Genomic DNA, 25,070 nt, shown 5'->3' on the forward strand with positions numbered 1-25,070 from the left:
TCCCCGAGCACGCCCTTGAGCTTTGAGTGGTGGCCGCATCTCAGCACGGATTCCGGGGCCCGGCCAAGGGGGTGGGTGAAGGAATTCACAAAGTCATGGGGTGCGGACGGCGCACTTCGATCTTCGCCCACCACCCCATGACCTCAGCTCATGCGCAGGGCCAGGAAGAAGTCCAGCTTGTCCTCCAGCCGGGAGAGGTCCCGGCTCGTCAACTGCTCGATGCGGCCCACCCGGTACCGCAGCGTGTTGACGTGCAGGTGGAGCCGCGCGGCGCAGCGCGTCCAGGAGCCGTCGCACTCCAGGAACGCCTCCAGGGTGGGGATCAGCTCGGCGCGGTGCCGGCGGTCGTAGTCGCGCAGGGGGTCGAGGAGACGGGCCGTGAAGGCCCGGCGCACGTCGTCGGGGACGAAGGGGAGAAGCAGCACGTGCGAGGCCAGCTCCTGGTGGCCGGCCGCGCACACCCGGCCGGAGCGGGCCGCGGCCACCCGGCGGGCGTGCCGCGCCTCCTCCAGCGCCCCGCGCAGGCCCTCCGCCGAGTGCACGGCCGCGCTGACACCGAGGGTGAGCCGCCCGTCGTCGTCGAGGCCGGCGGTCAGCGGGTCCCGTACGGCGGCGAGGAGGGTGTCGGCGTGGATGCCGGACCCGGCGCCGTCGGGCTCCGAGAGGACCGCCGGGAGGGGGACGAGGGCGATGGCCTCCTCTCCCGTGTGGGCGACGGCGATCCGGTCCGAGGGCTCGGGGCCCGTCGCCAGGGGATCGACGAGGATCTCCTCCAGGAGCGCCTGGGTGACCGGACCGCTGTCGACCTGGCCGCCGTCCCACTCGACCCGGGCCACGACGACCTGCCAGTGCGGCGCCGACCCGAGGCCGGGCAGCAGCACCGGCGCGGCGACCCGCAGCCGGGCCGCGATCTCGGCCGGGGCCGCCCCCGCCTGCACCAGCTCCAGGACCTCCTGGGCGAGCCGGCGCCGAACCGTACGGGCCGCGTCGCGCCGGTCGCGTTCGACCGCGATCAGCTGGGTGACGCCGTACAGCAGGTCGAGCCGCTCGGCGGGCCAGTCCCCGGCGTCGGCCTCGACGGCGAGGAGCCAGTCGGACAGCACGGTCGTGCGCACGTCACGGGCGGCGGCCCCGCCGGGGCCCGTGCCGCGGCCGGCACTGCTGATCGGGAAGAGTGAGTACGTCGTGGTGCCGACGGCCACGCGGTGCGGGCCGTGGCGTCCCGTGCGCGTCGCCGCCAGATGCTCGGCGGACAGGCGCGCGCACAGCTCGGCGGGCAGGGCGGGCCCGGCGTCCTTGGCGCCCGCGACGAGCCGGCCGGCGGGGGAGAGCACCCAGGCGCGAAGGTCCAGGTCGGAGCCGAGCAGGTCCAGGACCACGTCCGGGCCGCCGCCCGCCGGGCCGGAGGTCATCATCCGGCGGTGCCGGTCCACCACGGCCGCCAGGTCCCCGGCGCGCTCGCCGGAGACCTGCCGTACGACGTGCTCGGTGATCGTCGCGAAGGCCACCGACTCGTTGACCGCGAAGAGCGGGAGCCGGTGCCGGGCGCAGGCCACGACGAGGTCCTCCGGGATGTCGCCCAGCTCGGCCTCCCCGGCCGCCAGCGCGGTGACCCCGGCTCCGGCCAGGAGCCGTACGAAGGGCTCGGAGTCGGCGGCGTCACGGCGCCAGGCCAGGCCCGTGAGCACCAGCTCGCCGCCGGAGAGGTAGCGGCTGGGGTCCCTGAGGTCGGTGGTCATCACACCGCGCACGGTGCGGTCCAGCTCGTCCCCGCCGCCGAGCAGCCGCAGACCCAGCGCGTCGGTGTCCAGCAGTGCGCGCAGGCGCATTCTCGTCGCCGCCGTTCTTGTGTCGTGTTGTCCGGGTGTCTCGAAATCAACGTTCGGTTCGCCCGGGGAGCGTGCCCCCGGCTTCCGGTGGAGGGTGGTATCGGAGACCGGGGCAGGTCCGGGGCAATGGCCTGGGACTTTCGGAATCGTGCTCTCCGGGCCCCGGGTGTGTTCTGGATGTTTCCAAGGGAAAACCAAGAGGTTGCTGATGGCCTCCGTTCATACGAATCTACAAGATGCGCCCCCTGGCCAGCCAACTCCTTCATGTATTCCGTGACTGACCGGGGCGGAGCGAGGCGCTGTGTACTGAAGACCGAGACACGTGAACAGCCCATGGACGAGCCGGGCCCGCCGCACACGATCTGGCTCAAAGAGAACGACACAAGACGAAGAAGAGAGCCGGTCACATGGACTTCCTTCGCCCCGCCAGCTGGGAGGAGGCGCTCGCCGCGAAGGCCGAGCACCCCACCGCTGTGCCGATCGCCGGCGGCACCGATGTGATGGTCGAGATCAACTTCGACCACCGTCGGCCCGAGCATCTGCTCGACCTGAACCGCATCGGCGAACTCTCCGAGTGGGAGGTCGGCGAGGAAACGGTTCGTTTGGGCGCGTCCGTCCCCTACACCCGGATCATGGAGAACCTCCGGACCGAGCTGCCCGGCCTCGCCCTGGCCTCGCACACGGTCGCCTCCCCGCAGATCCGCAACCGAGGCGGCGTCGGGGGCAACCTCGGCACCGCCTCCCCGGCCGGTGACGCCCACCCGGCCCTCCTCGCGGCGGGCGCCCAGGTGGAGGCCGAGTCCGTACGGGGGACCCGGCTCATCCCCATCGACGCCTTCTACACCGGTGTGAAGCGCAACGCCCTCGCGCCGGACGAGCTGATCCGCGCCGTGCACATCGCGAAGGCGGACGGCCCGCAGCAGTACTCCAAGGTCGGCACCCGGAACGCCATGGTCATCGCGGTGTGTGCCTTCGGGCTCGCCCTGCACCCGTCGTCGCGCACCGTCAGGACCGGCATCGGCTCGGCCGCGCCGACCCCGGTCCGGGCCAATGCCGCCGAGGAGTTCCTGAACGCGGCACTCGACGAGGGCGGCTTCTGGGACAACGGCAGGATCATCACCCCTTCGGTCGCCAAGCAGTTCGCCGACCTGTGCGCCGGCGCATGCAATCCGATCGACGACGTCCGCGGCACCGCGAGCTACCGCCGCCACGCGGTCGGCGTCATGGCCCGCCGCACGCTGATGTGGACCTGGGAGTCGTACCGCGGCACCGCCGCCACGGAGGGAGCTGCGTAATGCGCGTCAATTTCACGGTCAACGGCCGTCCCCAGGAAGCCGACGATGTATGGGAGGGCGAGTCCCTGCTGTACGTGCTGAGGGAGCGGATGGGACTTCCGGGCTCCAAGAACGCCTGTGAGCAGGGCGAGTGCGGGTCGTGCACCGTCCGGCTGGACGGCGTGCCCGTGTGCTCGTGTCTGGTCGCGGCAGGACAGGTGGAGGGCCGCGAGGTCGTCACCGTCGAGGGGCTGGCGGATTTCGCCAAGCAGCGGGCGGAGCACGGTGGTTGCGCGTCGGGCGCGTGCGGTACGCCCGCTGCGGGCGGGACTTCGCTCGACTCGGCCAGGCAGTGGGCCGCCCGAGGGGCCGACTCGCAGACCGGTGAAGAGGCCGACGTATCCCCGCGTGCGACGCTCTCTCCGATCCAGCAGGCGTTCATCGACGCCGGCGCCGTCCAGTGCGGCTTCTGCACGCCGGGGCTGCTCGTCGCCGCCGACGAGATGCTGGAACGCACCCCCGACCCGAGCGACGCGGACATCCGAGAGGCGCTGTCGGGCAACCTGTGCCGCTGCACCGGCTACGAGAAGATCATGGACGCGGTCCGCCTCGCGGCCGCCCGGCAGTCCGAAGGGGTCTGAACATGGGAACCACCGGCCTGCCCACCAACATCACCCAGGGCTCCCGCACCAGAGGCGGCATCGGCGAGTCCACGCTGCGCCCGGACGGCACCCTCAAGGTCACCGGCGAGTTCGCGTACTCGTCCGACATGTGGCACGAGGACATGCTCTGGGGCCAGGTCCTGCGCTCCACGCTCGCCCACGCCGAGATCGTCTCCATCGACACGGCCGAGGCCCTCGCCACACCCGGTGTCCACGCCGTCATGACGTACGACGACCTGCCGACCGAGGTGCGCAACTACGGCCTGGAGATCCGCGACACCCCGGTCCTCGCCCACGGCAAGGTCCGCCACCACGGCGAGCCCGTCGCGATCGTCGCCGCCGACCACCCGGAGACCGCCCGCCGCGCCGCCGCCAAGATCAAGGTGGAGTACCGGGAACTCCCGGTCATCACCGACGAGGCCTCGGCGACCGCGCCGGACGCGCTCTTTGTCCACGAGGGCCGCGACGACCACCACAGCGGCCATGTCGCTCACCCGAACATCGTCCACCGCCAGCCGATCGTCCGCGGCGACGTGGCGGCGGCCCGCGAGCGCGCCGATGTGATCGTCGAGGGCGAGTACGTCTTCGGCATGCAGGACCAGGCCTTCCTCGGACCGGAGTCCGGGCTCGCCGTGCCCGCGGAGGACGGCGGCGTCGACCTCTATGTCGCCACCCAGTGGCTGCACGCCGACCTGAGCCAGATCGCGCCCGTCCTCGGTCTGCCCGAGGACAAGGTACGGATGACACTGGCCGGCGTCGGCGGCGCCTTCGGCGGTCGCGAGGACCTGTCGATGCAGATCCACGCCTGCCTGCTCGCGCTGCGCACCGGCAAGCCGGTCAAGATCGTCTACAACCGCTTCGAGTCCTTCTTCGGTCACGTCCACCGCCACCCCGCCAAGCTCCACTACGAACACGGGGCCACGAAGGACGGCAGGCTCACCCACCTCAAGGCCCGCATCGTCCTGGACGGCGGCGCGTACGCGTCCTCCTCCCCGGCCGTCGTCGGCAACGCCGCCTCGCTCGGCGCGGGCCCGTACGTCGTCGAGGACGTCGAGATCGAGGCGATCGCGCTCTACACCAACAACCCGCCCTGCGGCGCCATGCGCGGCTTCGGCGCGGTCCAGGCGTGCTTCGCGTACGAGGCGCAGATGGACAAGCTGGCGGCGAAGCTCGGCATGGACCCGGTGGAGCTCCGGCAGATCAACGCCATGGAGCAGGGCACCCTCCTGCCGACCGGCCAGGCCGTCGACTCCCCGGCCCCGGTCGCCGAACTCCTGCGCCGGGTCAAGGCGATGCCCCTGCCGCCCGAGCAGCAGTGGCTCGCGGCGGGCGAGGCCGCGGACGTACGACAGCTGCCGGGCGGCCTGTCCAACACGACGCACGGCGAGGGTGTCGTCCGGGGCGTCGGCTATGCGGTCGGCATCAAGAACGTGGGCTTCTCCGAGGGGTTCGATGACTACTCGACCGCCCGCGTCCGTATGGAGGTGGTGGGCGGTGAGCCCGTCGCCACCGTCCACACGGCCATGGCGGAGGTCGGCCAGGGCGGCATCACCGTCCACGCGCAGATCGCCCGCACCGAGCTGGGCGTCGCCCAGGTGACCATCAACCCGGCGGACACGCAGGTGGGTTCGGCCGGCTCGACCTCCGCGTCCCGGCAGACGTACGTCACGGGCGGCGCGGTCAAGAACAGCTGCGAGCTGGTCCGCGAGAAGGTGCTGGAGCTGGGCCGGCGCAAGTTCGGTACGTACCACCCGGCGTGGGCGACGGCCGAACTCCTCCTGGAAGGCGGCAAGGTCGTCACCGACGCCGGAGAGGTCCTGGCCGACCTGGTGGACGTCCTCGGTGACGAGGCCGTCGAGGTCGAGGCGGAGTGGCGGCACCGGCCGACCGAGCCCTTCGACCTGCGCACCGGGCAGGGCTTCGGCCACGTCCAGTACTCCTTCGCCGCGCATCGCGCGGTCGTCGAGGTCGACACCGAGCTGGGCATGGTCAAGGTCGTCGAACTGGCCTGCGCCCAGGACGTCGGCAAGGCCCTCAACCCGCTCTCCGTGGTGGGCCAGATCCAGGGGGGCACGACGCAGGGCCTCGGCATCGCGGTGATGGAGGAGATCGTCGTCGACCCGAAGACCGCGAAGGTGCGCAACCCCTCCTTCACGGACTACCTCATCCCCACGATCCTCGACACGCCGACCATCCCCGTCGACGTGCTCGAACTCGCCGACGACCACGCGCCGTACGGGCTGCGCGGCGTGGGCGAGGCCCCGACCCTGTCGTCGACTCCGGCCGTCCTCGCGGCCATTCGGAACGCGACGGGCTTGGAGTTGAACAGGACGCCGGTACGCCCGGAACACCTGACGGGTACGGCGTAGTAGTCGCCGCCCGGGTCGCCCATCAGCTCGGGCGGTTCGGTTCGGTTCGGCGGCGGGTCGGGTGCGGGTGAGTGGGGGCTTCGCGCGCAGTTCCCGGCGCCCCTGAGGGCCTACGGCCCTTGCGGGCCGAAAAGCACGGGGCGCAGCCCCTGCTTTTCAGGGGCGAGGGGAACTGCGCGACCAGCCCCCCACTCACCCGCACCCGACAACGCCCACCGAAAGCACCACGTTCGTCTCGGGCCGTCCCCCGGGTCGGGCACCTTCCCAAATCCCGCCGAAGCCCGGTGCAACGGCAGGGTGTCCCTGTGAACCTTGGGAGAAGGCCCACATGACCCAGCAGTCACTGAAGCCGAGCAGTACAGCCGACGAAACGGACACCATCCCCCGCGTCCCCGCCGGCAGGCCCTCGCTCGACCGGTACTTCCACATCACCCGGCGAGGATCCTCCGTCGCACGCGAAGTCCGCGGCGGCGTCACCACCTTCATGGCGATGGCGTACATCCTCCTGCTCAACCCGCTCATCCTGTCCGGCCCGGACGCGGCGGGCGCCACCCTCGGCCAGAAGGCCCTGATCACGGCGACCGCGCTCGCGGCGGCCGTCACGACCCTCCTCATGGGCTTCGTCGGCAGGGTTCCGCTCGCCCTCGCCGCCGGCCTCTCCGTCTCCGGCGTCATCGCCTCGCAGGTCGCCCCCCAGATGACCTGGCCGCAGGCGATGGGCATGTGCGTGATGTACGGCGTGGTCATCATGCTCCTGGTCGTCACCGGCCTCCGCGAGATGATCATGAACGCCATCCCGCTGGCCCTGAAGCACGCGATCACGATGGGCATCGGCCTGTTCGTCGCCCTGATCGGCTTCTACAAGGCCGGCTTCGTGCACCAGGGCGAGGCGACCCCGGTCAGCCTCGGTCCCTCCGGTGAACTCGCAGGCTGGCCGGTCCTCCTCTTCGCGGTCACCCTCCTCGCGATCTTCATGCTCCAGGCCCGGGGTGTCCCCGGCGCGATCCTGCTCGGCATCGTCGGCGGCACGGTCCTCGCCGTGATCCTCAACGCCCTCGACGTCATCGACCCGAAGCAATGGGCCAGTGGCGCACCGGAGTTGCACGGCAGCGCGGTCTCGATGCCCGACTTCTCGCTCTTCGGTCACGTCGAGTTCGGCGGCTGGGGCGAGGTAGGCGCGATGACGGTCGGCATGATCGTCTTCACCCTCGTGCTCGCCGGGTTCTTCGACGCGATGGCCACCATCATCGGCGTGGGGACCGAGGCCGGGCTCGCCGACGACAAGGGCCGGATGCCGGGCCTGTCGAAGGCACTGTTCGTCGACGGCGCGGGCGGCGCGATCGGCGGCGTGGCCGGCGGCTCGGGCCAGACCGTGTTCGTCGAGTCGGCGACCGGCGTCGGCGAGGGCGCCCGTACGGGTCTCTCCTCCGTCGTCACCGGCCTGCTCTTCGCGGCCTGCCTGTTCTTCACCCCGCTCACGGCGATCGTGCCCGGCGAGGTCGCGGCCGCCGCGCTCGTCGTCATCGGCGCCATGATGATGATGAACGCCCGGCACGTCGACTGGTCCGACCGCGCCACCGCGATCCCCGTCTTCCTGACCGTCGTGATCATGCCCTTCACGTACTCCATCACCGCGGGCGTCGCCGCCGGAGTCGTCTCCTACGTCGCCATCAAGCTCGCCCAGGGCCGGGCGCGGGAGATCGGCGCGTTCATGTGGGGTCTGACGGCGGTCTTCCTCGTATTCTTCGCCCTCAATCCGATCGAGAGCTGGTTGGGGGTGCACTAGGGGTTCGACAGTTCGTCCGTTCGCTGCAGGTCGCAGGTCGCAGGTCGCAGGTCGTGGGTTCGTAACTCCGTAAGTTCGTAACTCCGTAGGTTCGCAAGTCCGCAAGTTCGTTAAGGAGACCGAGAGATGCTGGACATCGCCGAAGAGCTGCACCGGTGGGTCGAGCAGGGACGCGACTTCGCCGTGGCCACCGTGGTGGCCGTCGGCGGCAGTGCGCCCCGCAGTCCGGGCGCCGCCCTGGCGGTGGACGCCGACGGCACGGCGATCGGCTCGGTCTCCGGCGGTTGTGTGGAGGGCGCCGTCTACGACCTGTGCCAACAGGCGTTGAGCGACGGTGAACCGGTCCTCGAACGCTTCGGCTACAGCGACGAGGACGCCTTCGCGGTCGGTCTGACCTGCGGCGGCGTCATCGACATCCTCGTCACACCGGTGCGGGCCGGCGATCCCGTCCGCCCGGTGGTCGCCGCCGCGCTCTCCGCCGCCGCGAGCGGGGAGGCGGCGGCCATGGCCCGGATCGTCTCCGGCCCGGCGGACCTGCGGGGCCGCGCCCTGCTGGTCCGCCCGGACGGCTCGTACGACGGCGGCTACGGCGCCCACCCCGAACTGGACCGCACGGTCGCCGCCGAGGCCCGCGCCCTCCTCGACGCCGGCCGCACGGACACCCTGGAGATCGGAGAGCAGGGGTCACGATGCGGAGCACCGCTCACAGTCCTCGTCGAGTCGTCCGTCCCGCCACCCCGGATGATCGTCTTCGGCGCGATCGACTTCGCGTCGGCGCTGGTCCGCGTCGGTAAGTTCCTCGGCTACCACGTCACGGTCTGCGACGCCCGCCCCGTCTTCGCGACCCGCGCCCGTTTCCCGGAGGCGGACGAGATCGTCGTCGAGTGGCCCCACAGGTATCTGGAGCGCACGGACGTGGACGGCAGGGCCGTCCTCTGCGTCCTCACCCACGACGCCAAGTTCGACGTCCCACTCCTCCAGCTCGCCCTACGGCTCCCCGTCGCCTACGTCGGCGCGATGGGCTCCCGCCGCACCCACCTAGACCGCAACGAACGCCTGCGCCAAGTCGGCCTGACCGAGCTGGAGTTGGCCCGACTCAGGTCTCCGATCGGGCTCGACCTCGGGGCGCGCACACCGGAGGAGACGGCCCTGTCCATCGCCGCAGAGATCGTCGCCGACCGGCGGGGCGGCAGCGGCGTCTCACTGACCGGCGCACACACCCCGATCCACCACGACGGTTCGCCCGGCATCATGGAACTGCCCAGCCTGCGGGTCTCGTGAACCCGAACCCGAACCTGACCCGACCCGAACCCGACCCGAACCCGACCCGAACCCACGCCCGTGACTTGACCCCCAGGGGCGGCAGGGCCGACCGTTGCGATACGACAAGAGCACTACGGGGGCGGACAGTTGGGTACGGCGAGCAGGGGAGAGCGCGCGGACGGGGGCGTGGGCGGAGGCCCGGACGGCGCGCCGGGCTCGGGCGTGGGGAACGGCGGTTCGGGCGCGACCGACGGCGCGGAGCACGGCCGTAGCGACGCGGCGGGCGGCGCGGAGAGCAGCGGTACAGGCTCGGGCGGAAGCGGAAGCGGAAGCGGAAGCGGAAGAGGAGACGGGAGCGGAAGCGGCAACGGCACCGCCTCGGGCGGCACCGCCTCGGGCGGGAGCGCCGACGGCGGCGACACGGCTTCTGGCTCGGGTGACGGCTTGGGCGACGGCTCGGCCGGTCCCGGCGCCGACGGCGCCCGTGACGAGCGGCGGCTGTCGACCGTGTCGACGGCCCTGCTGGGCCTCTTCCTCCTCGCCGACGTCGTCTTCGTCTGCGGAGCCCTCGTGACGCTCTGGCCGGCGGTGCTGGCGACGGTGGAGCCCGGGGCGGACCCCACGGCCACAGCGCGCTGGTCGCCCTTCGGCCTCGGGGACTGGGCGCTGACCGCCGACACCGCGATGCTGCTTGCCGTGGTCGTGTGCAGCGCGCTCGGCAGCTTCGTCCACGCGGCCACGTCCTTCGCGACGTACGTCGGCAACCGGCGGCTCTACGCGAGCTGGCTGTGGTGGTACCTGCTGCGCGCCGGCATCGGTGTCGCCCTCGCGCTCCTCGTCTATCTCCTGCTGCGCGGCGGCCTGTTCGCCGGCAGCTCCGGCGCCGGTGCGACCAACCCGTACGGCTTCTCCGGCATAGCCGGGCTCTGCGGACTGTTCTCCAAGCAGGCCACCGACAAGCTCCGCGAGATCTGCGACACCCTCCTCAGCACCACGGGCGACGGCGACCGCGACCGCCGCGACGGCCTGGCCGCCGCCCGCAACGGGGACCCGGGCACGTCCTGACCGGGCCCGCCCCGTCCTCAGGGCTCCCGGCGGTTCATTCCGGCTTGCGCGCCAGCACGTACGCCTGGGGAGTGCTCGCCGTGGTGCCGGGGCCGTCGGCCTCCCGTACCAGCCGCGCCGACTCGACGAACCCGGCGTCCCCCAGCAGTTCCGCGATCAGGTCCGGCGGGAAGCGGTAGACGTCGAGATCGAGGGGGTGGCCGTAGGCATGCGCCAGGTGCACGGACTCGTCGCCGACCTTGTACGCCATCGCGAGGAGGCCGCCGGGGGCGAGAACCCGGTAGAACTCGCCGAAGAGCGGCGGGAGTTCGGCGGGCGGGGTGTGGACCGTCGAGTACCAGGCGAGGGCGCCGGCCAGGGAGCCGTCCGCGAAGTCGAGCGCGGTCATCGTGCCCACGTCGAACCCCAGTCGAGGGTGGGCCCAGCGGGCCACGGCGATCATCTCCGGCGAGAGGTCGATCCCGCAGATGTCGAGCCCCAGCGAGGCCAGGTGCCCGGTGACCCGCCCCGGGCCGCACCCCAGGTCCGCCACGCGTCCACCCCCGGCGCCCAGCACCCGCTCGGCGAACACATCCAGCATGGCCCGCTCGAACGGGCTGCTCGCCAACTCGTCTCTCAGCAACTTCTCGTAGTCGGCGGCGACGGTGTCGTAGGACGCCCGGGTGGCGTGCAGGTGGTGTGTGGTCATGGCGCCGGACGGTAGCCGGAGGGACTGACAACGGCCTCGAACGCCGGGGCCGGGGGTAGGCCCGTCGGGGCTCAGCTCGAACGTCGGCCGTCGGTCGCGAGCAGCCCGTCCATCGCCCGCCCGAACATCCGCCGCGCCAACCCGCCCAGCGGCCGGTCGAAGAGGCCCGGCAGTCCTCGCACCCGCAGGTCCTCGCGCCACACCACACGGGACACGCCGTCACCGTACGGATGGACCTCGATCTCGGCCCACCCGGTGACGAACGAACCGTGCTTGACGAGACGGCACTTCCCGCCGGCCCGCCCCTCGGGCGGCTGCCAGACCGTGACCTCCATCGGGTCGTCGAAGGCGACCGGCCCGATGCCGCTGCGGGCCACGAACACCGTGCCCTCGCCGGTCGGATGACGCGTGCGGACGGTGATGTGGGTCAGCGGGACGACTTCGGCGTGCCGGGGCCAGTCCGTGAGACGCTGCCAGGCGCGGTCGGCGGGGAGCCGGGGGAGGCGTTCGAGGAGGAAGAGAACCACGGGGTGATCGTAGGTGGACGGGACCGGTCCAACCCCTCCCGACCCGCAGGACCGTCCCGCCGCAGAGCCTCTACCGCCCTGCCCCGCCGTACGGCACCATGAGCGCGACCGCACGCCCGCCCCTGGCCGGAAGGTGCTCCCGTGGACCCTGAACTGCACCGCAGACTCGACGAGTTGCAGCGGGATCCGTATCCGCACTACGCGCGGGCCAGAGCGGCGGAGGGGCTGACGTACGTCTCCGAGCTTGACTCCTGGCTGGTGGCCCGGGACGCCGACGTACGGGAGGTGCTGCGGCGTCCTGAGGACTTCTCGTCGGCCAACGCGCTGCGCCCGGACGTCATGCCCGCACCCGCCGCGCTGGCCGTGCTGGGCGGCGGCTTCGGCGGCCGCCCCGTCGTCGTCACCGCCGACGGCACTCTGCACCAGGAGCTGCGGGCACCCATCGTGCGGGGGCTGTCGCCCGCGAGGGTCGCCGCCGCCCTGCCGTATGCCGCCGAACGGGCCGCAGCCCTGGTCGACGGCCTCATCAGGAACGGCGAGGAGGGCGGTGGCGGCGACGGCAGGAGCGAGGCGGACGGCGAGGACGGCAAGGGGAAGGGCGACGAGGGCGGCCGGGTCGAGCTGATGTCCGCCTACGCGGGACGGCTCCCCGGGGAGGTCATCGGGCACCTCGTCGGGTTCGACCCGGACGACGTACCGGCGTTGGTCCGCGGCGGTCACCGGGCCGAGCAGTTGTTGTTCCGTCCCATGACGGAGGCCGAACAGATCGCCGCGGCCGAGGACGTGGTCGCCACGGCCCACCGCCTCGACGCGTTCGTGCGCGCTCGGCACGCCGACCCGCGCGAGGACCTGGGCACCGAACTCATCATGTCCGTCGCCGGAGCCGGAGCCGGAGCCGGAGCCGGAGCCGTCGCAGGAGCAGGAGCAGGAGCAGGAGCAGGAGCAGGAGCCGTCGCAGGCGCAGGCGCAGGCGCAGGCGCCGACGAGCTGACGCTCGATCAACGTCACCAGATCGTCGCCCACCTGCAGAACCTGCTCATCGCCGGACACCTGACCACGACCGCCCTCATCGGGACGACCCTCCTCCACCTCCTGCGCGACCGCCCGCAGTGGGAGCTGCTCTGCGCCGAACCGGAGCGCATCCCGGCCGCTGTCGAGGAAGCCGCGCGCTACGACACGGCCTTGCAGGGCTTCCGCCGCGTCACGACCCGCCCAGTCACCCTTGCCGGCACCGAACTCCCTGCCGGAGCGCCGGTGTTCCTCGCCTTCGGCAGCGCCAACCGTGACGGCTCCCGCCACCCGAACCCTGACGACTTCGACATCACCCGCCCCACCGGCAGCCGCCACCTCTCCTTCGGCTTCGGCACCCACACCTGCCCCGGATCCCAGCTCGCCCGCGAACAACTCCGCATCACTCTGGAGCAGTTGACCAGCCGTCTGCCGGGCCTGCGCCTCGCGGAAGGCCAACGGATCACCATGCGCCCGACATTGATCCACCGCTCCCCGGAGCGCCTCGAACTCGTCTGGTGACCTCCTGAGACACCCACCCGGCTGCGCACCCACCCGGCTGCGCACCCCCGGCGCGGGTTCGGCGGACGGCTCACACGTCCAGCAACTCCCGTGCCGCCACCGGCACCCCCGTCTCCAGCGACCGGTTCGCCGCCAGCCCCGTCACCAGCGACCGTGCGCCGTCCACCGCGTCGGCCGCCCGGCCCAACCCGTCCGGTACGCGCTCCCCGAACAGGTCGGCCAGCATCCGAACGTCCCCGCCGCCGTGCCCGCCCTCCCCGGTGGCCGGCTTCACCTCGCGCGGCCGCTCCCAGAGGCGGCGTACCAGCAGTTCGGTCCGGCCGGCCTCGTCGCCCGCCTCGACGCCGTGCACGACCGGGCTCGCGCCGGTCGTGCGGACGTGGGGGCGGGTCCAGGTGGACTCCTCCACCAGCAGCTCGATGCGGCCCTCGCTGCCGTTGAAGGCGACACGGTAGCCCTCCCAGGGGGAGTAGGCCGTCAGGTGGTAGGTCAGGGTGGCGCCGGAGTCGTAGCGGACGAGGACCGCCATGTCGTCCTCGATGGAGATGCCGGGGGCGAAGACGTTCTGGTCGCGGTGGTAGCCGTCCTCCCGTTCGGCGTCCAGATAGAGCGAGGTGAGGACGGCGGAGTCCTTGAGGTGGAGGGCGAAGGGGTCGGTCTCGGCCGCCGGGGAGCCGTGGGCGCGGGTGTAGTCCCGGGCGAGGCCTCGGCGGCGGCCCGCCTCGTCGCCGTAGAAGAAGAGGCCGCCCTGGGCGAAGACGGTGTCGGGGCGGGTGCCGAGCCACCAGTTGACCAGGTCGAAGTGGTGGGTCGACTTATGGACGAGCAGGCCGCCGGAGTTCGCCTTGTCGCGATGCCAGCGGCGGAAGTAGTCGGCGCCGTGCCGCAGGTCGAGCAGCCACTCGAAGTGCACCGAGCCGACCTCGCCGATCTCACCGCCCGCGATCAGCTCCCGTACGGCCGAGTGCACCGGGTTGTAGCGGTAGTTGAAGGAGACGCGCACCTCGCGGCCCGTCCGGCGCCGGGCCTCCAGGATGCGGTGGGCGCGCTCGGCGTCGGTGGTCATCGGCTTCTCGGTGACGACATCGCAGCCCGCCTCCAGCGCACGCACGATGTAGTGGTCGTGGGACCGGTCCAACGAGCACACCACGACCAGATCGACCCGCTCGCGGCGGAGCATCTCCTCGAAGTCGTCGGCTCCGTACGCCGGCACGGGGCTGCGGCCCGGATGGTCGGCCGCGATCCAGGAGTTGTGGACGGCCATGCGGTGCGCGTTCGTGTCGCAGAAGCCCACCAGGTCGATCCGTTCCGCGAAGGGTCCGGTCAGTGCCTGGGTGAACATCCGTGCCCGGGCACCGAGCCCCACCACGGCAGCACGGCGGTGTCGCGCGGAGATGATGCGGGGGTCTTGTTCTGACATCCGGACCTTCCCTAGGGTCAATAACGGGGGGAAGCGCTTTCTAGCGAAAGAGGTGACCCACTCATGCCCCGAATCAGGACGAGGAAGTCCTGGAAACCCCGTGCGGCGGCCACCGCGCTGGCGCTCTGCGCGCTGCTCACCGGCTGCTCCGGACCGGACGGGTCGGGCAGTGTCGGCGGCGATGTCGTCCTGCGTTACACCTGGTGGGGCAACCCGGACCGGGCCGCCAGAACCCAGGCGGCCGTCGACCTCTTCGAGGAGCGGAACCCGGGGATCGACGTGCAGACCTCCTTCGCCGGCTACGAGGCCTACAAGCAGAAGCTGGCCACCCAGGCCGCCGGAGGCGACGCGCCCGACGTGATGCAGCTCGACTACCGGATGATCGACCAGTACGCCTCCGGGGGTGTGCTCCTCGACCTCGCCGAGCAGCGACCGGTCCTGCGCACCGCCGAGTTCGAGCCGGGACTCCTCGCCACCGGCAAGGTGGACGGCAGGCAGTACGCCGTACCGCAGGGTCGCGGTACCGAGACCATGGTCTACGACACCGAGAAGTGGCAGGCCGCCGGTCTGGAACCGCCCCGCGTGGGCTGGACCTGGAGCGAATGGGCCGACGCCATGCGGACGGTGGCGGCGGAGACGGGGGTGCCGGGCGGCACCGATCCAGGTCAGAGCGAGGACGCCTTCGAGATCTGGCTGCGCGGCCAGGGCAAGTCCCTCTACACCGACGACAGGCGTCTCGGCTTCACCGCGGCCGACCTGACCCGCTGGTGGACATTCACCGACCAGCTGCGCCGCGAGGGCGCCGTCTCGCCCGCCGAGCAGACCACCCAGCTCGACGGCACGGTCGAGAACACCCCGCTCGGCCGGGGCAAGGCCGCCTCGGACGTCAACTGGGACGCCCCCGCGAGCGGTTACCTCGCCCTCGTGCCGACCGGCATCTCCCTCGCCCCCATGCCGGCGGGCGAGAACGGCACCCCCGGCCAGTACTTCAAGCCCTCGATGTTCATGGGCGTGGCCGCGGACTCCGGCCACCCCGAAGAGTCCGCCCGGCTCGTCGACTTCATGCTCAACGACGACGAGGCCGCGAAGATCCTCGGCGCCACCCGGGGCATCCCCGTCAACCAGTCGATCCGCGAGGACATCGCGGCCGGTCTCAAGGACTTCGACAAGACCATCTACGACTACCAGGCCACGGTCGAAGGAAAGCTCGACCCGCCTCCCCAGGCGCCTCCTTCCGGCGACAGCGCCCTGCAGACCACCTTCCAGCGCGACTACGACCAGGTCTCCTACGAGCGGATGTCCCCCCGTGAGGCCGCCGAGAACTACCTCACCGAGGCGAAGGCGGAGCTGAGGTCATGACCACTACGCAGCTGCCAACGACCGTACGAACAAAAGGAGTTGTCCGACCGGACCGGTCCAACAGGCGACGCCGACGCGAGGGCGCGGCCTGGGTGTTCCTGTCGCCCTGGGTGCTGGGAGCCTGCGTACTGACCCTGCTCCCGATGGCCGTCTCGCTCTATCTCTCCTTCACCGACTACGACCTTTTCAACGCCCCCAACTGGGTGGGCCTGCGCAACTACACCCAGATGTTCACCGAGGACCCGCGCTACTGGCGCTCGGTGACGACGACCCTGATGTACGTCGTCATCGCCGTACCGCTCCAACTGGCCCTTGCTCTCCTGGTGGCCCTGGCCCTGAAGAACATGAAACGGGGCCGCGGTTTCTACCGCTCCGCCTTCTACGCCCCCTCCCTCCTCGGCGCCTCCATGTCCATCGCCCTGGTCTGGCGGGCCATCTTCAACGACGGCGGTACGGTCGACAACCTCCTCGGGACAGGCGGCTGGGTCAACCGGCCCGGCTGGGCGCTGCTCGCGGTGGCCCTGCTCACGGTGTGGCAGTTCGGCGCCCCGATGGTCATCTTCCTCGCCGGACTCCAGCAGATCCCCGGGGAGTTGTACGAGGCGGCCGAGGTGGACGGCGCGAGCGCCTGGCGCCGTTTCGTGTCGATCACGGTGCCGATGCTGTCACCCGTGATCTTCTTCAACCTGGTCCTCCAGACGATCCAGGCCTTCCAGGTCTTCACCCCGGCGTTCGCGATCAGTGCCGGCAAGGGAGGCCCCGCCGACTCCACCCTCTTCTACACCCTCTACCTCTACGACCGGGGCTTCGTCGCCTCCCACATGGGCTACGCCTCCGCCATGGCCTGGGTCCTGCTGCTCGCCATCGGCGCGGTCACCGCGATCCTCTTCCGCACCTCCCGCTCCTGGGTCTTCTACGCCTCCGAGGGGGACCGATGACCACCACCACGCCCTCAACTCCCGTAGTCCGCAGGCCGATCGCCTGGCGACGCGTGGCCCTGCACACCGGCTGCCTGGCCGCGCTCCTCGTCATGCTGTATCCGCTGGCCTGGCTTCTCGCGACCTCCGTGAAGCCTGCCAACGAGGTCATCGCCAGCCTCGACCTGCTGCCGAGCCGTCTGGAATGGTCCAACTACGAGACGGCGCTCGACGGTGTGAACGACGTGTCGGTGGGCCGGCTGCTCGGCAACTCCCTGCTGATCGCCGGAGGCGCGGTCGTCGGCAACGTCCTGTCCTGCTCCTTGGCGGCGTACGCGTTCGCCCGCCTGCGGTTCCGCTTCCGTGGACCGCTCTTCGCCTTCATGATCGCGACGATCATGCTGCCGCATCACGCCGTGCTGATCCCGCAGTACATCATCTTCAACCAGCTCGGAATGGTGAACACCTACTGGCCGCTGATCCTGCCGAAATTCCTCGCCACGGAAGCCTTTTTCGTCTTTCTCATCGTGCAGTTCATGCGTGGACTGCCGAGGGAACTGGAGGAGGCCGCGCGCATCGACGGATGTGGACCGTTCCGGAGTTTCTTCTCGGTGATCCTTCCGCTGACCAGGCCCGCCCTGATCACCACCGCGATCTTCACCTTCATCTGGACCTGGAACGACTTCTTCACCCAGCTGATCTATCTCTTCTCGCCCGAGAAGTTCACCCTGACCCTGGCGTTGAGGTCTTTCGTCGACGCGTCGAGCACCTCGGCCTTCGGCCCGATGTTCGCCATGTCCGTCATCGCCCTCCTGCCGATCGTGCTGTTCTTCCTCGCCTTCCAACGGTTCCTGGTGGAGGGCATGGCCAACTCCGGGATCAAGGGATAGAGAGTGAGCACCATGCGCACGAGCAGGGAACGGGAAGCGGGCGAGATCTTCGGTCCCCGGATGACGCTGTTCGCGGACGTGCTGAGCGTGGGGATCGCCGTGGCGGTGGTGAGCCTGCCCCTGGTGACGCTGCCCGCCGCGCTCTCCACGGCCTGCGCGATCCTGCGGGGCGTACGGGAGGACCGCCCGGCCACGGCAGGCCGGTTCCTCGTGGCGCTGCGGCGGCGACTGCGGCCCGGTGACCTGGCCACCGGGCTCGTGGCACTCACCGGCCTGGCCCTCGTCCTCGCCGATCTGGCCCTCGCGGGCGCCGGACTCCCCGGCGGCCGGGCCTTCGCCCTCCTCGCCTCCGTCATGGGCGTCGGCGCCGCCGTGGTCGGCCTGCGCGCCTGCGCACGTCCCGAGTCGGTCGGCGACTGGCCCGCGGCGGTGCGGGGAGCGGCCCGCGACGCGGTGCGCGATCCCGGCGGCAGCGGACTGGTCGTCCTGGCCGTGGCTACGGCAGCGCTCAGCGCGTGGATGCTGCTGCCGCTCGCCTTCCTCGTACCGGGACTGCTGGCGCTGGCGCTCACGGCCGTCGACGTACGCGCCGTGGACGTACGCGCCGTCGACGTACGTGCTGTCGACACAGGTGCTGTCGACGTACCCGGAAAAGAGGTCGCCCCGCACCAGGTTGTGTGATGGGCTGCGGCTTCGGAATGTCCTCGGGAGGGTGAGCGGCGCGGTGAACAGGCGACAGCGGAAGAAGCGGTCCAAGCGGCTGGTGCTGGCCGCGATGATCGGTGACACCGCCGGTGTCGACGCGCTGCTGCGCGCCGGAGCACCCGCGGAGACGACCGACGCCGAGGGGACGACGCCCCTGTACGCGGCATCCGTCCACGGAGCGGCCGACACGGTTCGCCGACTGCTGGCGGCCGGGGCCTCGCCCGACACCGAGAGCGGACACGGCACGGAGGGCACACCGTTGTGCGGCGCCGCGTGCTGGGGGCACACCGAAACCGTGCGCGAACTCCTCGCCCACGGCGCCGACCCGAACCTCCGCGAGGACCACGGCACGGGCCGTGCCCCGCTCGACTGGGCGGAGGGCGGCCCCCACCCCGAGACGACGGCCCTGCTGCTCGCCGCCGGGGCGCGTCCTTCCTAGAGCGCGTGCGGACCGGTCAGAGAGCGCGTGCGGACCGGTCAGAACGAGTACGGCCCGAAGCGGCCCCAGGCCACCACGGCCGCCAGGATCAGGAACACCGTACTCGGAAGGATCGCCTGGTTCTCCTTGCGGCGGACGTGCACGACGACCGCGCCGATCATGGTGACGACGAGACCGGTCGCCGCGAGCGGAACGAACACCGGAGCCGTGTCGAGGGCGGCCGGGAGGATCAGGCCGACGGCTGCCAGTGCCTCCAGCACGCCGATGGCCTTGACCATGCCCGGGGAGAAGTCCTCGACCCAGGTCATGCCCGAGGCCGCCAGCTTCTCCCTGGACCGGGTGGTCTTCATCAGGCCGGCGGCCAGGAAGGCGGCCGCGAGCAGGCTCGTGATGATCCAGAGGGTGACGTTCATGACGGACTCTCTCAGGCTATGAGTTGATTGTTCAAGGGAAATGGGGGTTCAACGTAGAGCCGATTGACTTGAAGCGTCAAGTAAATCGACGATCGATCACTTGAAGCGGCACGTAGAGTGGGCGCCATGGAGACACCGGAACAGTCGCGTTGGCTGACCGACGAGGAGATGGAGACCTGGCACGCGCTGGCGGGCGTGATGGTGAGACTGCCGAGTGCACTGGACGCGCAGCTGCAGCGGGACTCGGGGGTCAGTCACGTGGAGTACCTGGTGATGGCGATGCTGTCCCAGACGGAGGAACGCACCCTGCGGATGAGCGACTTGGCCGGATACGTCGGTTCGTCGCTGTCCCGGCTGTCCCATCTCGTGAAACGGCTGGAGAAGAGCGAGTGGGTGCGCCGGGAGCCGGACCCCACCGACGGTCGCTACACACTGGCCGTCCTCACGGACGCCGGGCACGCCAAGGTCGTCGAGAGCGCGCCGGGCCACGCCGACGCCGTACGACGCTATGTGTTCGACGCGCTCACCAAGCCCCAGCAGCGGCAGCTGCGGGACATCGGCCGACGCATCTGGCAGACCGTCGCGCCGGACGACCACTGCCTGCTGCCGCCGAGCTGACGCCTCAGTGGCGGCCGGCCGGCGGGCCCGTCGTACCGCGGACCTCCAGGGTCGGGGTGGTCAGGACGACCTTGGCGGCGCGGGTCGGGTCGGCGATGCGGTCGAGGAGACACTGGGCGGCGGTGCGGCCGACGTCGCGGCTGGCGTTGTCCACGGTGGTGAGCCAGAGATGGCGCAGGCGTGAGACGTAGGTGTTGTCGTAGCCCACGAGGGACAGGTCGCGCGGCACCCTGAGGCCCAGTTCCTCGGCGGCGGAGAGGGCACCCACGCAGGCCATGTCGTTGAACGCCACGATGGCGGTGGGGCGTTCGGGAACGCCGAGCAGCCGCACCGTGGCGCGGTAGCCGCCCTCCTCCGTCAGATCGCCCCGCTCAACGGACGCCAGGTCGCCCAGACCGTGCTCGCGCATCACCGTCTCGAAGCTGCGGCGGCGCAGCGCGCCGACCACGCCGTCGCCCGCGATGTGCGCGATACGCCGGTGCCCGAGGCCGATGAGGTGCTCGGTGGCGAGGCGGGCGCCGTGCTGGTCGTCGCCCGCGACGACGTCCACATGGGGGAGTGTGGGCTCGCGGGCGCCCGCGACCACGGTCGGGATGAGCCCGGCCGCCATGCGCAGGGCCTCGGACGGCGGCAGGGTACCGACCGCGATCAGCCCGTCGACCCGCAGCTCGGTGAAGGTGCGGGTGAGGTCCTCGCCGAGCCGCCGGTTGAGGTGGCCGTCGGCCAGCAGCATGCGCAGACCGTTGTCGTGCAGGCGGGAGTTGAGACCGTCCAGCAGTTCGACGAACCAGGGGTTGCGCATGTCGTTGAGGAGGACGCCGACCGTGCGGGTGCGGCGCTCGCTCAGGCTGCGCGCGGCGGCGTTCGGCCGGTAGCCCAGCTGGTCCACGGCCGCCAGTACGGCCTCCCGCTTCTCGGGGCGCACCTGGTCGGAGCCGCGCAGCACCAGGGAGACCAGTGACTTCGACACGCCGGCCCGCTCGGCGACATCGCGGATCGTCGGGGGTCTCATGGCGTGGACCGTTCCACAGCCGGAGCGCGGTTGTCAAAGGGGTTGACAGCGGTGAAGACGGCCCAGCATGGTGAGCGGCGTACGTTCTGGAACGGTCCAAAACGCGGGTGCGAAGGTGGCGCTGACCACGGTCGCGCCGGTGTGTTCCAGTGAAGGTCCGAGGAAGGTCCGGGAAAGGGCAGTCATGGTGAGTGCGCTCGGTGTCGCCGTCGTGGGGTTCGGCTGGATGGGGCGGGTGCACACCCAGGCGTACGCCCGGGTGCCCCATCACTTCCCGCAGTTGCCCCTGCGGCCCGAGCTGGTCACCGTCGTCGAGGAGGTGCCCGGACGTGCCGAGGAGGCGGCCCGGCAGTTCGGGTTCGCCTCGACCGCCCGGGACTGGCACGAGGTGGTCGCCGACCCGCGGATCCAGGCGGTCAGCATCACCGCGCCGAACTTCCTGCACCGGGAGATCGGCGTCGCCATGGCCGAGGCCGGCAAGCACATCTGGATCGAGAAGCCGGTCGGGCTCACCGCCGCCGACGCCCGCGCCGTCGCCGACGCGGTCACCAAGGCCGGTGTCCAGGGCGCCGTCGGCTTCAACTACCGCAACGCGCCCGCCGTCTCCGCCGCCCGCGAGCTGATCGCCGCCGGCGAGATCGGCACGGTCACACACGTCCGCATCCGCCTCCTCAGCGACTACGCGGCCCACCCCGAGGGCGCCCTGACCTGGCGGTACGAGCGGGAGCGCGGCGGCAGCGGCGTCCTCGGCGACCTCGCCTCGCACGGCGTCGATCTGGCCCGCTTCCTGCTCGGCGACATCGTCTCCCTCACCGCGGACACCGCGATCTTCGTCCCCGAGCGGTCCCGGCCCACCGGCGCCACCGCTGGCCACACCCGCGCCTCGGGCGGCGAACTGGGCCCCGTCGAGAACGAGGACTACGTCAACTGCCTGCTCCGCTTCGCCTCCGGCGCCCGGGGTGTCCTGGAGGCCTGCCGGGTCTCCGTCGGCGAGCAGAACAACTACGGTTTCGAGATCCACGGCACCGAGGGTGCGCTCTTCTGGGACTTCCGCCGTATGGGTGAACTGGGCGTCAGCAAGGGGAACGCCTACCAGGACCAGTCCGTCCACACCCTCTACGTCGGCCCCGGCCACGGCGCGTACGCCGCCTTCCAGCCGGGCTCGGCCAACGCCATGGGCTACGACGACCTCAAGGTGGTGGAGGCGTACAACTTCCTGCGCTCCGTCGCCGAGGGCACCCCGCACGGCACCACCCTGGCCGACGCCGTGCACAGCGCCACCGCGCTGGACGCGATGAGCCGCTCCGCCGAGTCCGGCGCGTGGGTGGACCTCTGAGCCCTTGGACCGGTCCGGTCCGGGCCGTGCCCCTGAAGTGCCCGGGAGCCGCCCCTGGCCCGGCACCGCTCGCAGGCACCGGTCGCAGGCGTCAGTTGCGGACGAGGAGCTGGAAGTCGAAGGAGTAGCGCGAGGCCCGGTAGACATGGGTGCCGTACTCCACCGCGCGCCCGGTGTCGTCGTACGCCGTGCGCTGCATGGTGAGGAGTGCGGCGCCCTCAGGCTCGCCGAGGCGCTCGGCCTCGTCGGAGGTGGCGATGCGGGCGCCGACGCTCTGGTGGGCGCTGTGCAGGGTGATGCCGGCGTTGCGCATCATGCGGTACAGACCCGTCGACTCCAGCCGCTCGGTGTCGAGGACCAGCAGCCCGGCCGGGACGAAGTTGGACAGGAACGCCACCGGCTGGCCGTGTGTGAGGCGCAGCCGCTCGAAGAGGTGCACCTCGGCGCCCTCGGCGATGCCCAGGGCGGCCGCGACCTCGGCGGAGGCATGCCGGATCTCGCTCAGCAGCACCTTGGTCGTGGGCTGCTGGCCGGCCGCCTCCAGGTCGTCGTACAGGCTGCTCAGCTCCAGCGGCCGTTTGACCTGGCTGTGCACCACCTGAGTGCCGACGCCCCGGCGGCGTACGAGCAGGCCCTTGTCGACGAGCGACTGGATGGCCTGGCGGACGGTCGGCCGGGACAGACCGAGCCGGCCCGCGAGCTCGATCTCGTTGCCCAACAGGCTTCCCGGGCCGAGCGCACCGTGTTCGATGGCCGACTCCAGCTGCCGGGCCAGCTGGTAGTACAGCGGCACCGGGCTGCTCCGGTCGACGCTGAGGCCGAGACTCCCTGTACTCCCCGTAGTCGCGCTGGTCACGCCCATGAGGGTATCCGTCCGTCCGGATGACAGGAACCCCTGTCATCGCATTGTCCTTACATGACCGGGAGATTGGCCGGGTTGAGGCCACCGCCAGGCCCGGGAAAGGTGCCTGTCGGACCCCGGAAAGGTGCCTGTCGGACCCCGAAAAGGCGCCTGTCGGGGCCCGGGAGAAGCCACCGAGGGGCCCGGAGAGGCCCCTCGGAAACCGCCGACGACCTGTCAGAGGTGGCGGCGCCGGTCGGCCACCTCGCGGTCGTACGTCGCGCGCGCCTCGACGGCCGCCGGGCGGGAGGCGGTCTGTGCGACCGGGACGTCCCACCAGGCCTGTGCCGGGGGAGCGGTGGGCGCCGGGTCGGTCTCGACGTACACACAGGTCGGCCGGTCCGAGGCGCGGGCCGTCGCGAGGGCGTCGCGCAGTTCCTTCACCGTCTTGGCGCGGATGACGTCCATGCCGAGGCTGGCCGCGTTGGCCGCCAGGTCCACCGGGAGCGGGGCGCCGGAGAAGGTGCCGTCGGCGGCGCGGTAGCGGTAGGCGGTGCCGAAGCGCTCGCCGCCCACCGACTCGGAGAGACCGCCGATGGAGGCGTACCCGTGGTTCTGGATGAGGACCAGGTTGACCGGCAGGCCCTCCTGGACCGCCGTCACGATCTCCGTCGGCATCATCAGATACGTGCCGTCCCCGACCAGCGACCAGACGGCCGTGCCGGGCGCCGCCTGCTGGACACCGATCCCGGCGGGGATCTCGTAGCCCATGCACGAGTAGCCGTATTCGAGGTGGTACTGGCGGGGGCCGCGGGCCCGCCACAGCTTGTGCAGGTCGCCCGGGAGCGAGCCGGCCGCGTTGATGACGACGTCCTCGTCGCCGACGACCGAGTCCAGGGCGCCGAGCACCTGGGTCTGGGTGGGCACGGCGTGCTCGTCGGCGGCGGTGTAGGCGGCCTGGACGACCTGCTCCCAGCGCTCCTTGCCCGCCCGGTACTCGGCCTCGTACGCCTCGTCCACCCGGTGGCCGTCCAGCGCCTCGGTGAGCGCCGTGAGACCGGCCCGCGCGTCGCAGACCACCGTCCGGGCGGCCAGCTTGTGGGCGTCGAAGGCGGCGATGTTCAGGTTGACGAAACGGACGTCCGGGGTCTGGAAGAGCGTGTTCGAGGCGGTGGTGAAGTCGGTGTAGCGGGTGCCGACGCCGACGATCAGGTCGGCGGTGCGGGCGAGGTCGTCGCAGACCGCTGTGCCGGTGTGGCCGATGCCGCCGAGGTCGCCCGGATGGTCGAACCGCAGGGACCCCTTGCCGGCCTGGGTGGACGCCACCGGGATGCCCGTGGCGTCGACCAGTGCCTTCAGCGCCTCCTCGGCCTCGCTGTGGTGGATGCCGCCGCCCGCGACGAGGAGCGGACGCCGAGCGGCGCGGATCGCCCGGACCGCCTCCGCCAGCTCCACCGGGTCCGGCACGGGACGCCGTACGCGCCACACGCGCTCGGCGAAGAACTCCTCCGGCCAGTCGTACGCCTCCGCCTGGACGTCCTGGGGCAGGGCGAGGGTGACGGCGCCGGTGTCGGCCGGGTCGGCGAGGACCCGCATCGCGTTCAGGGCGGCAGGGATCAGGGCCTCGGGGCGGGTGATCCGGTCGAAGTAGCGGGAGACCGGGCGCAGGGTGTCGTTGACCGAGACGTCGGCCTCGGTGGGGTGCTCCAGCTGCTGGAGCAGCGGGTCGGCGGTGCGGGTGGCGAAGTAGTCGCCGGGGAGGAGGAGTACCGGCAGACGGTTGATCGTGGCCAGGGCGGCGCCGGTGACCAGGTTGGTGGCGCCGGGTCCGATGGAGGTGGTGACCGCCTGTGCGGAGAGGCGGTTGAGCTGGCGGGCGTAGCCGACGGCGGCGTGCACCATGGACTGCTCGTTACGGCCCTGGTGGAACGGCATCGTCTCCTCACCGGCCTCCAGGAGGGCCTGGCCGAGCCCCGCGACATTGCCGTGGCCGAAGATGCCCCAGGTCCCGGCGATCAGCCGGTGGCGCACTCCGTCGCGCTCGGTGTACTGCGCGGACAGGAACCGCACCAGCGCCTGGGCGACGGTCAGACGGCGGGTGGGGGACTGGGGCATCGGGACCTCACT

General features: G+C 71.4%; 22 protein-coding genes. 14 read left to right on the top strand and 8 right to left on the bottom strand.

Features of this window, described 5'->3' with window-relative positions:
* Window positions 1–143: 143 nt before the first annotated feature.
* Window positions 144–1,829, bottom strand: coding sequence for a PucR family transcriptional regulator (locus OG858_RS36090; RefSeq protein ID WP_319267880.1), 1,686 nt, complete (start codon window positions 1,827–1,829; stop codon window positions 144–146).
* A 407-nt stretch (window positions 1,830–2,236) separates the two neighbouring features.
* Here OG858_RS36090 and OG858_RS36095 point away from each other — a divergent pair, with 407 nt between their 5' ends.
* The 6 genes from OG858_RS36095 (at window position 2,237) to OG858_RS36120 (ending at window position 10,248) form a co-directional block, all read left to right on the top strand.
* Complete coding sequence (locus OG858_RS36095) at window positions 2,237–3,124, top strand: FAD binding domain-containing protein (protein WP_319064267.1); 888 nt, start codon at window positions 2,237–2,239, stop codon at window positions 3,122–3,124.
* Window positions 3,124–3,744, top strand: coding sequence for a (2Fe-2S)-binding protein (locus OG858_RS36100; RefSeq protein WP_086747048.1), 621 nt, complete (start codon window positions 3,124–3,126; stop codon window positions 3,742–3,744). Before OG858_RS36095 ends, OG858_RS36100 begins: the two co-directional genes overlap by 1 nt.
* Window positions 3,745–3,746: 2 nt before the next feature.
* Window positions 3,747–6,134, top strand: a complete 2,388-nt coding sequence (locus tag OG858_RS36105) for a xanthine dehydrogenase family protein molybdopterin-binding subunit (protein WP_319064266.1) — start codon at window positions 3,747–3,749, stop codon at window positions 6,132–6,134.
* A 328-nt stretch (window positions 6,135–6,462) separates the two neighbouring features.
* Window positions 6,463–7,920: an NCS2 family permease gene (locus tag OG858_RS36110; protein WP_319064265.1), complete on the top strand. Its 1,458-nt coding sequence runs from the start codon at window positions 6,463–6,465 to the stop codon at window positions 7,918–7,920.
* Window positions 7,921–8,046: 126 nt separating this feature from the next.
* Window positions 8,047–9,201, top strand: a complete 1,155-nt coding sequence (locus OG858_RS36115) for an XdhC/CoxI family protein (RefSeq protein WP_319064264.1) — start codon at window positions 8,047–8,049, stop codon at window positions 9,199–9,201.
* A gap of 168 nt (window positions 9,202–9,369) precedes the next feature.
* Window positions 9,370–10,248 (top strand): hypothetical protein, encoded by an 879-nt coding sequence (locus OG858_RS36120; protein ID WP_327745239.1) that lies wholly within the window; start codon window positions 9,370–9,372, stop codon window positions 10,246–10,248.
* A 34-nt stretch (window positions 10,249–10,282) separates the two neighbouring features.
* On the opposite strand, the gene OG858_RS36125 is transcribed toward OG858_RS36120, so the two are convergent.
* Both OG858_RS36125 and OG858_RS36130 read right to left on the bottom strand, forming a co-directional pair.
* Entirely contained in the window at window positions 10,283–10,936 is a 654-nt protein-coding gene (locus OG858_RS36125) for a class I SAM-dependent DNA methyltransferase (RefSeq protein WP_319064262.1), read from the bottom strand.
* 71 nt (window positions 10,937–11,007) lie between these two features.
* Complete coding sequence (locus OG858_RS36130) at window positions 11,008–11,463, bottom strand: SRPBCC family protein (protein WP_319064261.1); 456 nt, start codon at window positions 11,461–11,463, stop codon at window positions 11,008–11,010.
* A gap of 141 nt (window positions 11,464–11,604) precedes the next feature.
* Between OG858_RS36130 and OG858_RS36135 the strand changes: the two genes are divergently transcribed.
* Window positions 11,605–12,993: a cytochrome P450 gene (locus OG858_RS36135; RefSeq protein WP_328544052.1), complete on the top strand. Its 1,389-nt coding sequence runs from the start codon at window positions 11,605–11,607 to the stop codon at window positions 12,991–12,993.
* Window positions 12,994–13,063: 70 nt separating this feature from the next.
* Here OG858_RS36135 and OG858_RS36140 read toward each other — a convergent pair whose 3' ends face one another.
* A complete protein-coding gene (locus tag OG858_RS36140; RefSeq protein ID WP_328544051.1) occupies window positions 13,064–14,413 on the bottom strand; it encodes a Gfo/Idh/MocA family protein in 1,350 nt (449 codons plus the stop codon).
* A 63-nt stretch (window positions 14,414–14,476) separates the two neighbouring features.
* Here OG858_RS36140 and OG858_RS36145 point away from each other — a divergent pair, with 63 nt between their 5' ends.
* Genes OG858_RS36145 through OG858_RS36165 form a run of 5 tightly spaced genes read left to right on the top strand, consistent with a single transcriptional unit; the run spans window position 14,477 to window position 18,723 of the window.
* Entirely contained in the window at window positions 14,477–15,772 is a 1,296-nt protein-coding gene (locus tag OG858_RS36145) for an ABC transporter substrate-binding protein (protein ID WP_086747176.1), read from the top strand.
* Window positions 15,769–16,710 carry a carbohydrate ABC transporter permease gene (locus tag OG858_RS36150; protein ID WP_319317554.1) on the top strand — a complete coding sequence of 314 codons (942 nt, stop codon included), beginning with the start codon at window positions 15,769–15,771 and terminating at the stop codon, window positions 16,708–16,710. The genes OG858_RS36145 and OG858_RS36150 overlap by 4 nt, the downstream gene beginning before the upstream one ends.
* On the top strand, window positions 16,707–17,579 hold the full coding sequence (locus tag OG858_RS36155) for a carbohydrate ABC transporter permease (RefSeq protein WP_319317557.1): 873 nt from the start codon (window positions 16,707–16,709) through the stop codon (window positions 17,577–17,579). Before OG858_RS36150 ends, OG858_RS36155 begins: the two co-directional genes overlap by 4 nt.
* Window positions 17,580–17,591: 12 nt before the next feature.
* Window positions 17,592–18,260 carry a hypothetical protein gene (locus tag OG858_RS36160; protein WP_319267893.1) on the top strand — a complete coding sequence of 223 codons (669 nt, stop codon included), beginning with the start codon at window positions 17,592–17,594 and terminating at the stop codon, window positions 18,258–18,260.
* Window positions 18,261–18,303: 43 nt separating this feature from the next.
* Window positions 18,304–18,723 (top strand): ankyrin repeat domain-containing protein, encoded by a 420-nt coding sequence (locus tag OG858_RS36165; RefSeq protein WP_086747185.1) that lies wholly within the window; start codon window positions 18,304–18,306, stop codon window positions 18,721–18,723.
* A gap of 38 nt (window positions 18,724–18,761) precedes the next feature.
* Here OG858_RS36165 and OG858_RS36170 read toward each other — a convergent pair whose 3' ends face one another.
* Window positions 18,762–19,136, bottom strand: coding sequence for a DoxX family protein (locus OG858_RS36170; RefSeq protein WP_319317560.1), 375 nt, complete (start codon window positions 19,134–19,136; stop codon window positions 18,762–18,764).
* Window positions 19,137–19,262: 126 nt separating this feature from the next.
* Here OG858_RS36170 and OG858_RS36175 point away from each other — a divergent pair, with 126 nt between their 5' ends.
* Complete coding sequence (locus tag OG858_RS36175; protein ID WP_086747179.1) at window positions 19,263–19,754, top strand: MarR family winged helix-turn-helix transcriptional regulator; 492 nt, start codon at window positions 19,263–19,265, stop codon at window positions 19,752–19,754.
* 4 nt (window positions 19,755–19,758) lie between these two features.
* Here OG858_RS36175 and OG858_RS36180 read toward each other — a convergent pair whose 3' ends face one another.
* On the bottom strand, window positions 19,759–20,766 hold the full coding sequence (locus tag OG858_RS36180) for a LacI family DNA-binding transcriptional regulator (RefSeq protein WP_086747180.1): 1,008 nt from the start codon (window positions 20,764–20,766) through the stop codon (window positions 19,759–19,761).
* A gap of 184 nt (window positions 20,767–20,950) precedes the next feature.
* On the opposite strand from OG858_RS36180, the gene OG858_RS36185 reads away from it, so the two are divergent.
* Window positions 20,951–22,102: a Gfo/Idh/MocA family protein gene (locus OG858_RS36185; RefSeq protein WP_319064254.1), complete on the top strand. Its 1,152-nt coding sequence runs from the start codon at window positions 20,951–20,953 to the stop codon at window positions 22,100–22,102.
* A 91-nt stretch (window positions 22,103–22,193) separates the two neighbouring features.
* Here OG858_RS36185 and OG858_RS36190 read toward each other — a convergent pair whose 3' ends face one another.
* The gene (locus OG858_RS36190) at window positions 22,194–22,964 is read right to left on the bottom strand and encodes a GntR family transcriptional regulator (protein ID WP_086747182.1); all 771 of its coding nucleotides are present in this window, start codon (window positions 22,962–22,964) and stop codon (window positions 22,194–22,196) included.
* Between the two features lie 216 nt (window positions 22,965–23,180).
* Window positions 23,181–25,058 carry a 3D-(3,5/4)-trihydroxycyclohexane-1,2-dione acylhydrolase (decyclizing) gene (iolD, locus tag OG858_RS36195; RefSeq protein ID WP_319267902.1) on the bottom strand — a complete coding sequence of 626 codons (1,878 nt, stop codon included), beginning with the start codon at window positions 25,056–25,058 and terminating at the stop codon, window positions 23,181–23,183.
* Window positions 25,059–25,070 lie beyond the last annotated feature (12 nt).

Origin of the sequence: Streptomyces europaeiscabiei, assembly GCF_036346855.1 — a bacterium.
Taxonomy (GTDB): Bacteria; Actinomycetota; Actinomycetes; order Streptomycetales; family Streptomycetaceae; genus Streptomyces; species Streptomyces europaeiscabiei.

Coding starts and splice junctions, on each gene's coding strand:
- OG858_RS36115 (WP_319064264.1), top strand. CDS start 8,047: ATGCTGGACATCGCCGAAGAGCTGCACCGGTGGGTCGAGCAGGGACGC.
- OG858_RS36125 (WP_319064262.1), bottom strand. CDS start 10,936: ATGACCACACACCACCTGCACGCCACCCGGGCGTCCTACGACACCGTC.
- OG858_RS36170 (WP_319317560.1), bottom strand. CDS start 19,136: ATGAACGTCACCCTCTGGATCATCACGAGCCTGCTCGCGGCCGCCTTC.
- OG858_RS36150 (WP_319317554.1), top strand. CDS start 15,769: ATGACCACTACGCAGCTGCCAACGACCGTACGAACAAAAGGAGTTGTC.
- OG858_RS36105 (WP_319064266.1), top strand. CDS start 3,747: ATGGGAACCACCGGCCTGCCCACCAACATCACCCAGGGCTCCCGCACC.
- OG858_RS36145 (WP_086747176.1), top strand. CDS start 14,477: ATGCCCCGAATCAGGACGAGGAAGTCCTGGAAACCCCGTGCGGCGGCC.
- OG858_RS36110 (WP_319064265.1), top strand. CDS start 6,463: ATGACCCAGCAGTCACTGAAGCCGAGCAGTACAGCCGACGAAACGGAC.
- iolD (WP_319267902.1), bottom strand. CDS start 25,058: ATGCCCCAGTCCCCCACCCGCCGTCTGACCGTCGCCCAGGCGCTGGTG.
- OG858_RS36185 (WP_319064254.1), top strand. CDS start 20,951: ATGGTGAGTGCGCTCGGTGTCGCCGTCGTGGGGTTCGGCTGGATGGGG.
- OG858_RS36190 (WP_086747182.1), bottom strand. CDS start 22,964: ATGGGCGTGACCAGCGCGACTACGGGGAGTACAGGGAGTCTCGGCCTC.
- OG858_RS36090 (WP_319267880.1), bottom strand. CDS start 1,829: ATGCGCCTGCGCGCACTGCTGGACACCGACGCGCTGGGTCTGCGGCTG.
- OG858_RS36100 (WP_086747048.1), top strand. CDS start 3,124: ATGCGCGTCAATTTCACGGTCAACGGCCGTCCCCAGGAAGCCGACGAT.
- OG858_RS36155 (WP_319317557.1), top strand. CDS start 16,707: ATGACCACCACCACGCCCTCAACTCCCGTAGTCCGCAGGCCGATCGCC.
- OG858_RS36140 (WP_328544051.1), bottom strand. CDS start 14,413: ATGTCAGAACAAGACCCCCGCATCATCTCCGCGCGACACCGCCGTGCT.
- OG858_RS36175 (WP_086747179.1), top strand. CDS start 19,263: ATGGAGACACCGGAACAGTCGCGTTGGCTGACCGACGAGGAGATGGAG.
- OG858_RS36160 (WP_319267893.1), top strand. CDS start 17,592: ATGCGCACGAGCAGGGAACGGGAAGCGGGCGAGATCTTCGGTCCCCGG.
- OG858_RS36180 (WP_086747180.1), bottom strand. CDS start 20,766: ATGAGACCCCCGACGATCCGCGATGTCGCCGAGCGGGCCGGCGTGTCG.
- OG858_RS36095 (WP_319064267.1), top strand. CDS start 2,237: ATGGACTTCCTTCGCCCCGCCAGCTGGGAGGAGGCGCTCGCCGCGAAG.